At 58.3% G+C, this 9,174-nt stretch carries 8 protein-coding genes; 7 read left to right on the forward strand and 1 reads right to left on the reverse strand.

The genetic code is table 11. The annotated features are described in order from the left end of the window. Window positions 1–9 precede the first annotated feature (9 nt). The 4 genes from BZ163_RS27460 to BZ163_RS27475 all read left to right on the forward strand — a co-directional run bounded on the left by BZ163_RS27460 (window position 10) and on the right by BZ163_RS27475 (window position 3,911). Complete coding sequence (locus tag BZ163_RS27460; protein WP_128873506.1) at window positions 10–1,026, forward strand: heme utilization protein; 1,017 nt, start codon at window positions 10–12, stop codon at window positions 1,024–1,026. Window positions 1,027–1,089: 63 nt separating this feature from the next. Continuing rightward, window positions 1,090–1,770, forward strand: coding sequence for a C39 family peptidase (locus BZ163_RS27465; RefSeq protein ID WP_128873507.1), 681 nt, complete (start codon window positions 1,090–1,092; stop codon window positions 1,768–1,770). Window positions 1,771–1,814: 44 nt separating this feature from the next. Further along, window positions 1,815–2,558 (forward strand): hypothetical protein, encoded by a 744-nt coding sequence (locus tag BZ163_RS27470; protein ID WP_128873508.1) that lies wholly within the window; start codon window positions 1,815–1,817, stop codon window positions 2,556–2,558. Window positions 2,559–2,603: 45 nt separating this feature from the next. Next, window positions 2,604–3,911, forward strand: coding sequence for an autotransporter domain-containing protein (locus tag BZ163_RS27475; protein ID WP_128873509.1), 1,308 nt, complete (start codon window positions 2,604–2,606; stop codon window positions 3,909–3,911). 89 nt (window positions 3,912–4,000) lie between these two features. Here the strand turns inward: BZ163_RS27475 and BZ163_RS27480 are convergent, their stop codons facing one another. After that, window positions 4,001–5,326, reverse strand: a complete 1,326-nt coding sequence (locus tag BZ163_RS27480; RefSeq protein WP_128873510.1) for a sigma-54 dependent transcriptional regulator — start codon at window positions 5,324–5,326, stop codon at window positions 4,001–4,003. Window positions 5,327–5,667: 341 nt separating this feature from the next. Between BZ163_RS27480 and BZ163_RS27485 the strand changes: the two genes are divergently transcribed. From BZ163_RS27485 to nhaB, 3 genes are all read left to right on the forward strand, one after another. Continuing rightward, window positions 5,668–5,934 (forward strand): hypothetical protein, encoded by a 267-nt coding sequence (locus BZ163_RS27485; protein ID WP_128873511.1) that lies wholly within the window; start codon window positions 5,668–5,670, stop codon window positions 5,932–5,934. Between the two features lie 284 nt (window positions 5,935–6,218). Beyond that, a complete protein-coding gene (locus BZ163_RS27490) occupies window positions 6,219–7,508 on the forward strand; it encodes a hypothetical protein (protein WP_128873512.1) in 1,290 nt (429 codons plus the stop codon). A 78-nt stretch (window positions 7,509–7,586) separates the two neighbouring features. Further along, entirely contained in the window at window positions 7,587–9,089 is a 1,503-nt protein-coding gene (nhaB, locus tag BZ163_RS27495) for a sodium/proton antiporter NhaB (protein WP_128873513.1), read from the forward strand. Window positions 9,090–9,174 lie beyond the last annotated feature (85 nt).

The raw sequence follows: 9,174 nt of genomic DNA on the forward strand, positions 1-9,174 counted from the left end.
AGAAACACCATGAAACCTACAATGGCTCTCAAACCACTGGTTTTCGCTCTGGCAGCAGTGATGGCAATCGCGGCACAAGCAGGCGGTCGTGATGATGATCGCGGTCATGGCAATGGTCACGGCAATGGCCACGGCAACAACAACGGGCATGATCGCGGCCCAAGCTTTGACACACTTCTGTCACTTAGCTCCGGCGCCAAGGCAGCCGTGCTGGACGTGCAGAACAGCTACGGCAACAAAGGATTGAACCAAGGCACCAAAAACGACGCTAAAGGCGACAACTCGCTCAATGGGTCCAACGGCAACATGGGCGCCAACGTTGCAGCCGGTGACGGTAACCAGCAAGACAACGCCGCTGCACTGGCCACGTCCGACGAAAGCTTCATCTTCGGCTCCGCAACCGCCGTTTCAGCCGCGACTCAATACAACACTGGCAACTCTGCTAACAACTACTCCAGTGGCAATACTTCGACCCTCAACAACGCAGGCAGCAACGGCTCCGGCAACATCGGGATGAACGTGGCTTCCGGCAGCTTCAACCAACAGAAAAACAACCTGGCCATCGCTGTATCGGGCGGCCGTGTAGCAACCGCGGCGGCAGCGGCCAACCAAAGCTCTACCGGGCTGACTGTCAACAACTATGGCACTCAGGTTTACAAGACAGACACGCTCACAGGCACCTTTGCAGCTGCGGGTGCGTTCGTGGCAGCCGGCAAGGCCGTGTCCAAAGAGGATGACCATCACGGTGGTGGCCATGGTTATGGCAACAAAGGTGGTCGTGGCGGTCATGACGATGATGTCACCAAGTCTGATTTCGTCGCTGTCGGCGTATTCGGCCTGGCTGGCGTAACCACAGAACAAAAACTGACCGCAGATGGCTGGAAAACCCCTGTGACCAACACCGCCACCATGGCGGGCTCGATGAACGGCTTCTCCGGCAACGGCGGCGCCAACGTAGCATCGGGTGTAGGCAACCAACAAAGCAACTCGCTGTCCATCGCTGCCGGCTGCAACGTCTGCCTGTAATCGCGATCGAAATAAAAGCCCCGGCAACGGGGCTTTTCCACAGTCCGCAAAGGCGTATCGATCATGCGTAAGACTGCCCTTTTCGCCCTGCTCTGCCTGTCTGGCCTGACTCAGGCCGCACAGATGCCCGTGGCCGCCCTGCCTGGCGGTATGCTGGTCTACAAGGAGGTACAGAGTTTGCGTGAGCGCAAGTTCAGCGACATCGTCGAACAGAAAACCGATTTCAGCTGCGGCGCCGCCGCACTGGCGACGGTCCTGCGCCAGGCTTATTGGCTCGACGTCGACGAAGAGCACATCATCAAAGGCATGCTGGTCAATGCTGACCAGGACCTTGTTCGTACCCAAGGTTTTTCCATGCTGGACATGAAGCGCTACATAGAAAGCATCGGCATGCGCGCCCGTGGCTACAAGATCCCCACTGAAAAGCTGGATGCAGTGACGATTCCGGTGGTGGTACTGATGGAAGTTCGCGGCTACAAGCACTTCGTGGTGATGCAGCGGGCAGACAAGGAATGGGTCTATATCGGCGACCCGGTCCTCGGTCACAAACGCTACTCCCATGATGACTTTGTCAAAGGCTGGAACGGCATTGTCTTCGCTATCGTAGGTCCCGGTTATGACAAGACCAATGTGCTACGCAGTCCCCCGGAACCCCTGACGGCCAAAAACAAGCTGGATAACTTCAACCCGGTCAAAGATGCCGAGTTGATGGATTTTGGTTTCATACAGAGCGACTTCTTTTAATCGCCCAAAGATGATTTTGGGGCGGGATGCTCCGGGAGCAGCAGATGAAAACCTCATACTGGCTGGCCGCCGCCTGTCTGGCAGCGAGTGCTTCAGGCTATGCCAACGGATTCAAACCTATCGAAATCAACGACCATGAGCTCGGCGAGCTGCGTGGCCGTTACGTCATGCCGGGACGGATCATCAGTTTCGGTGTGGTCATGAGCAGTACCTGGCGTAATGCCAGTGGTGATTTGATCGGGGCTGCCACTTCAATGCAGATCCAGGCAGGTACCCTGAAACCCGAATTCTACGTTTCAACCTTTAGCCAGTCCGGTGACGGCAGTACGCCCGGCCAAGGCACAGGCAGCGTCATTGGCGGCGCTGGCTTGAACACCGCACAAGGGATCACCCAAAGCGTGCGTGCCGCCGGCGATGGCAACACGGCCTACAACAATGTCGCGATCGACGTTAAAGAGGCCAGTCATGTCCCGGCCAACAACCCGAGCCTGGGCCAGGTGTTGATGAGCGGGCAAACCATTACCGGTAGCAGTGCGGCCGGCACTGTGGCTGTTTCCGCCACTGGCGGCGGCATCCAGATGGCCATTCAGGCCAACAACAACCAGGGCACGTCCCTGCAGCAAGTTGCCCAGGGTGGCCTGTTGCAGAACACGCGGTTACTGGGCAGCAGCAACGTGGTCAACAACATGACTCAGCTTAATGTAGTGCTGAACAATAATGGCCCGAGCGCAGGTGCACTGGACTGCAACCTGTCTCAACTGAACGCACTACGCAGTCTGGGATATTGAACTACGCTGAGTCTCGATCATTGGGCATTAAGGGACGGCTTATTCATGTATCGATCAGTATCACTGCGCGCAGTTGTATGTTTGAGCACTTTATTCCCCGCGGCGATCTTGCAAGCAGCACCCGCCTCGGATGTGGAGATTCTGAAACAGGAGCTTCTGGAGCTGAAGCAACGATACGAAGTACAACAAAAAGCACTGGCGATCCTCGAGCAACGGGTCCGTCAGGTCGAAGACCAACCGGCAACACCACAACCCAAACGTCTGGCCAAGTCGCCAGCCGACCTCAAAAACAATTCACAAGTCGCCACCGGCACCGGTGCTGCGGCGGCGTCAGGGGGTGCGGCTGGGGGCGGCGGCAGTTCCTACGGACAATCGCTGGCCGATGATTCGCAGCCGGCACAAAGTGTTTCCAACCTGTATGACGAGGCCAGCGGGTTCTTCGGTGGCGGCAAGTTCAGCCTTGAAACCGGGCTGACCTATTCCCGCTACGATACGCGCCAACTGATCCTCAATGGCTTCCTCGCGCTGGACTCGATCTTTCTGGGCAACATCAACCTGGACCGGATCAAGGCCGACACCTGGACGCTTGACCTCACCGGCCGCTACAACTTCGACAACCGCTGGCAGTTCGACCTGAACGTGCCGGTGATCTACCGCGAATCGACCTATCAGTCCGGCGGCGGTAACGAGGGGTCCGCAGGGGTCACCACCGAAAGCAGCGTCAAACGCGATCCAACCATTGGCGACGTCAACTTCGGCATTGCCTACAAGTTCCTCGACGAGTCGGTCAACACCCCGGATGCAGTGCTCACCTTGCGCGTCAAGTCACCGACCGGCAAGGAACCGTTCGGGATCAAGCTGGTGCAGGATAATGCCAACACCAACCTGTTCGTGCCTGAGTCCCTGCCGACCGGCAACGGCGTCTGGTCGATCACCCCTGGCATCTCGCTGGTCAAGACCTTCGACCCGGCCGTGTTGTTCGGTAGCCTCTCCTATACCCACAACTTCGAGGATTCCTTTGACGACATCAGTTCCACCGTCAACCAGAAAACCCCGGGCAAGGTGCGTATCGGCGACAGCTTCCAGATCGGCGCCGGTATTGCGTTTGCGTTGAACGAAAAGATGAGTATGTCGTTCTCGGTGTCTGACCTGGTGCAGCGGAAAAGCAAGATCAGGGAAGATGGCGGGGATTGGCAATCGGTTGTTTCCAGCGATGCCAACGCCGGCTACTTCAACGTCGGCATGACCATTGCGGCTACCGACAACCTGACCATCGTCCCCAACCTGTCCATCGGCATGACGGACGATGCCCCGGACTTTACCTTCAGCCTGAAATTCCCGTATTACTTCTGACCCACAACCGAAAAGCCCCGTTGCAACTTCAATCGCAGCGGGGCTTTTTGTGGCAGATCAAAAGATCGCTTGATCGTTTGATCCTGCGTCTAGCGAATCTGGTGCTTGTGCAGCAATCGGTAAAAGGTCGGCCGCGACACGCCCAATACCCGGGCAGCGACGCTGAGATTGTCACTGTGACGATTCAATACGTCGCACAACGCCTGGCGCTCGGCGCGGGTCTTGTAGTCTTCGAGAGTGCCCATCGGTGCGGCGATCGCATGCTGGCTGATCAGCCCCAGGTCCCGCGCCTCGATCTGCCGTCCTTCCGCCAGCACCAGCCCGCGGCGAACCCGGTTGGCCAACTCACGGACATTGCCCGGCCAGTCATGCTTGCCCATGGCAACCAGCGCGTCTTCGCTGAAACTGCGAGGGCGGCGACCGGTTTCATGACTGTAGAAATGGGAAAAATGATTGGCCAGCATCGACAGATCGCCGTGACGCTCGCGCAAGGGTGCGGTGACAACTTGCAGGACGTTCAGCCTGTAGTACAAATCTTCGCGGAAGCGTTTTTTCTCGATCGCGGCCTCAAGGTCGACGTGGGTCGCCGCCAATACCCGCACATCCACTGGAATCGGCTGGCTGCCGCCGACACGCTCGATATGTTTTTCCTGGAGGAAGCGCAACAGGTTGGCTTGCAGTTCCAGGGGCAGGTCACCGATTTCGTCGAGAAACAGCGTCCCGCCGTGGGCGGCTTCGATCCGCCCGACCTTGCGTTGATGGGCGCCCGTAAAGGCACCCTTCTCGTGGCCAAACAGTTCGGACTGGATCAAGTGTTCGGGAATCGCGCCGCAATTGATCGCGACAAAGGGTTTGCTGTGGCGCTGGGACTGTCGGTGCAGCGTGCGGGCGACCAGCTCTTTACCGGTCCCGCTTTCACCGCGAATCAAAACCGGCGACTCGGTGGGTGCCAGTTTGCTCAGCAGCTTGCGCAGTTCACGAATCGGCTTGCTGTCACCAAGCAGTTCATGCTCAGGCTGATCGATATGAACCGTGCCCTGACCGCGCAGGCGCGCCATGCCGAACGCCCGGCCCAGCGTGACTTGAACCCGGGACACATCGAACGGCAAGGTATGGAAATCGAAAAACCATTCGCAAACGAAGTCCCCGACATTCTGCAGGCGCAGGACTTCCTGGTTGAGTACGGCGATCCACTCGGTGCCGCTGCGGCTGATCAGTTCCTTGACCGCGTCCGGTCGTTCGAGGTGAAAAGGTTGTAATCGCAGCAGGCCGACATCGCAGGTTTTGTCAGCGGCGTGTTCCAGGGTACAGCTGTCTACATCCCATCCCACAGAGCGTAAACCCGGCAAGAGCCGATGGCAGTCATCGCAGGGGTCCACTACTAATAGACGTCGTAAGGCAGGCGCTTCGCTCATGACTGTTCCTTGGCGCCAAATATATGAAATATTATTAAAAACAGTCATTTGGCGATCTTGACTGTAACATTAGCAAGATTTTGACGGTCCCTTGTATCGTTTGACTATAAGGCCGTTAAGTGAATAGTTATAAGAAGCGGCTTTGTTAGTTGCCTAACGACTCAAACCTTTCATGCAGCTTTCAAAATGCCTCCACACCTTGACCAATGAAAGAAAGTTGAAATAACGTTGACTTGAATGTGACCCAACCCCGGGTTGCGGGCATCAGTACAAGTAACGAGCCGAACGGTAAGCCCAACCGGCGGCACTTCACTTGATTGGGCATACAGAGAGACGATCCCATGAACGCCCCGCTCCGTATCAACGAAGCTCTTTTGATCGCCGACCGCGCATTCAAACCCTTTCAATGCGTGGCCTGGGCCCCACAGGACGGTAATGGCGAACTCAGCCTGAGTGTCATCGACCGTACCAACACCCGCATCGGTCGCCAGCAGATTCCAAGCAGCGCCTATACCGATCCCGCACAACTTGAAAGCCTGCTAAATCAGGCACGTGCCGAGTTGAGCGAGGGGGGCTACACCCTGCAGTCCTGGTCGATGCCGCACTAAGCATTGATGGCGGGTTACTTCTTGTAACCCGCACCCTCCTCTATCACGGGCAGCTGGCGTTGCAGGGCCATCTGCACTTGACGATAGTTTATTGCGAACCCGGGCGAACCTGTTTGAGTGCCAGGCTTGCCAGTGGTTCGAAAAGACACTGTTCTGGCACAAAACGACCCTCCGCCTGTTAGTTCTCACTGTTGTGCGTCCGCGCATTCAGGGATTGAATGATTTCCCTAATGAAAGTCGCCACCCAACTTCTGGATCAGGACGACTCGCAAGGAGCTGCGTGCATGGCAAGCCAGACCGCTTTTAGCTCGACGCCCACACTGAACGACGCTGGAGCACTCGATTTATCCTTCGCCGGAAACGGCACGACCCAAGTGTATTTCGCCGGCAGCACCTCAAGCATGGCCAACGGGGTGGCGATCGATTCACAGGGCAGGCTGCTGGTCGCGGCGAAGGTCGGAACGCCGGGCGGTAGCCGCTTCGGCCTGGCTCGCCTGCTGGAAGATGGCTCGGCCGATCTGGTATTCGGCCATCAAGGCAGCGTCATCGGGCAGTTCGAACATGGCTTCGAGGCGATGGGTGGAAAAGTCCATGTCCTGGCGGATGGGCGCATTCTACTGGCCGGGCTGCATTACGAGAATGCGCACCGGACACTGCCTGCCCTAGCCCTGTTCGATCAGCAAGGCCGTCCGGCTCAAGGCTTTGGCGACAATGGTCGCTGCGTGGTGCGCCTGCCGGGCAATCTTTCCATGGGTGCGCGCGACGGCTGGCTGCCCCCAGGCATGCCAGGCACCGAAGCCTGTGATGTGTGTGTGCAGGAGGATGGTCGCATCCTGCTGCTGGCCAATCATCACTTTGAACTGGCCGACCATGTCGGCATGCTGATACGACTCGATGCCGACGGTTCACTCGACAGCACATTCAATGGTCGTGGCTTCGTGATGGTCAGGCATTTGCTGATGAACACCTGGATCAGCAGCCTGATGGTCCAACGAGACGCCCGGATCCTGGTGGGCGGCTCGATCAACTTCCCCCAGGAAGGCCTGTTGGCCCGTTATCACACCGATGGCCGGCTCGACGACAGTTTCGCCGTGGACGGCTTCATGAGTTTCAAGGCACAGGAGCGCAGCGTTCAGCTCAGCCAGATCATCCAGCACGACGATGGCGACTTGCAGTGTTTTGGCAGCAGCCGCGACCCGATGCACTGCCTTTCACTGAAAGTACACAGCAACGGCCGTCCGGACAGCCATTGCAACGACGGCCATCCGCAATTGCTGGAAATCGGCCAGAGTGGCTGCCAGTGGAACGCCGCCCTGGCATTGCCGGACGGCTGCGTGCTGACGGCAGGCGCAACCCTCGGCGGCGTCGAGGGCGACTTCATCCTGGCCCGCTACATGCCCGACGGACAGCTCGATTATCGCTTCGGCAATGGTACTGGCTGGGTTCGCACCCGCCAGGGTCGCAGCCTGGATATTGCCACTTCATTGGCCGTGCAAGCGAACGCAAGCATCGTCGTGGCGGGCTCTTCACTGGATGGCAACTGTCGGGCGGTCGTCGCACGCTACCTGGGTTAACCCAAAGGATTTTTCCTACACTTGATCTTGCCTTGGACTTACGGCACCTTGCGCGCTTCTTTTTATAAGGAGTAGCCAATGTCCGGCTCAATGGCCCAGGCGTTCGCGCACAATTTTCTCGGGCATTCCCCCCGCTGGTACAAGGCAAGCATTGTCGGCTTCCTGATCCTCAACGCCCTGGTGTTGTGGACGTTCGGCCCGGTGGTGGCGGGCTGGCTGCTGGTGCTGGAATTCATCTTCACCCTGGCCATGGCACTCAAGTGTTATCCGTTGATGCCCGGCGGCCTGCTGCTGGTCGAAGCCCTGCTGTTGAAGATGACCACGCCCCAGGCACTCTATGACGAACTGGTGCACAACTTTCCGGTAATCCTGCTGCTGATGTTCATGGTGGCCGGCATCTACTTCATGAAAGACCTGTTGTTGTTCCTGTTCTCGCGACTGCTGCTCGGGGTCCGCTCCAAGTCCATGCTGGCGCTGATGTTCTGCTTCCTGTCGGCGTTCCTGTCGGCGTTTCTCGACGCCCTGACCGTGACGGCCGTGATCATCAGTGCGGCGGTGGGGTTCTACTCGGTGTATCACCGCGTCGCCTCGGGCCACGATCCGCGGCAGGACAGCCCGATCGGTAACGACCAGAATCTGCCCAAGCTGCATCACGCTGACCTGGAACAATTCCGCGCCTTTCTGCGCAGCCTGCTGATGCACGGCGCCGTGGGTACCGCGCTGGGTGGCGTCTGCACCTTGGTTGGCGAGCCGCAGAACCTGCTGATCGGCCATGAGATGGGGTGGCACTTCGCCGAGTTTTTCCTGAAAATCGCTCCGGTGTCCTTGCCGGTACTGGTGGCGGGCCTGGTGACCTGCGTATTGCTGGAGAAATTGCGCTGGTTCGGTTATGGCACGCTGCTGCCGGACAACGTGCGTTCGGTGCTGGCCAACTACGCCGCCGAAGACAACGCCGCACGCACCGCACGCCAACGTGCCGCCCTGATAGTGCAGGGCCTGGCGGCGTTGATCCTGATTGCAGGGCTGGCGTTTCACATCGCCGAGGTTGGCCTGATCGGTCTGATGGTGATCGTGCTGATCACCTCATTCACCGGCATCACCGACGAGCACCGTATCGGCAATGCGTTCAAGGACGCCATGCCGTTCACGGCGTTGCTGGTGGTGTTCTTTGCGGTGGTGGCGGTGATTCACGACCAGCAACTGTTCACGCCGCTGATCCAGTGGGTGCTGGCGCTGCCGGCGGAGCAACAGCCGGGCATGCTGTTCATTGCCAACGGCTTGCTGTCGGCCATCAGCGACAACGTGTTCGTCGCGACCATTTACATCACCGAAGTGAAACAGGCTTTCCTCTCCGGCCACATGAGCCGCGAACATTTCGAGACATTGGCGATTGCGATCAACACGGGCACCAACCTGCCGAGCGTGGCCACGCCTAATGGCCAGGCGGCGTTTCTGTTTCTGCTGACGTCGGCGATTGCACCGCTGATTCGCCTGTCGTATGGGCGGATGGTGTGGATGGCGTTGCCGTATACGGTGGTGATGGGGGTACTTGGCTGGTATGCGGTGAGTTACTGGCTGTAAACACCGATTAAATGTGGGAGCGGGCTTGCTCGCGAAGGCGGCTTTTCAGACATAACACTTGTGACTGACACACCGCCTTCGCGAG

It is taken from the genome of Pseudomonas sp. VI4.1 (assembly GCF_002029345.1).
Lineage (GTDB): Bacteria > Pseudomonadota > Gammaproteobacteria > Pseudomonadales > Pseudomonadaceae > Aquipseudomonas.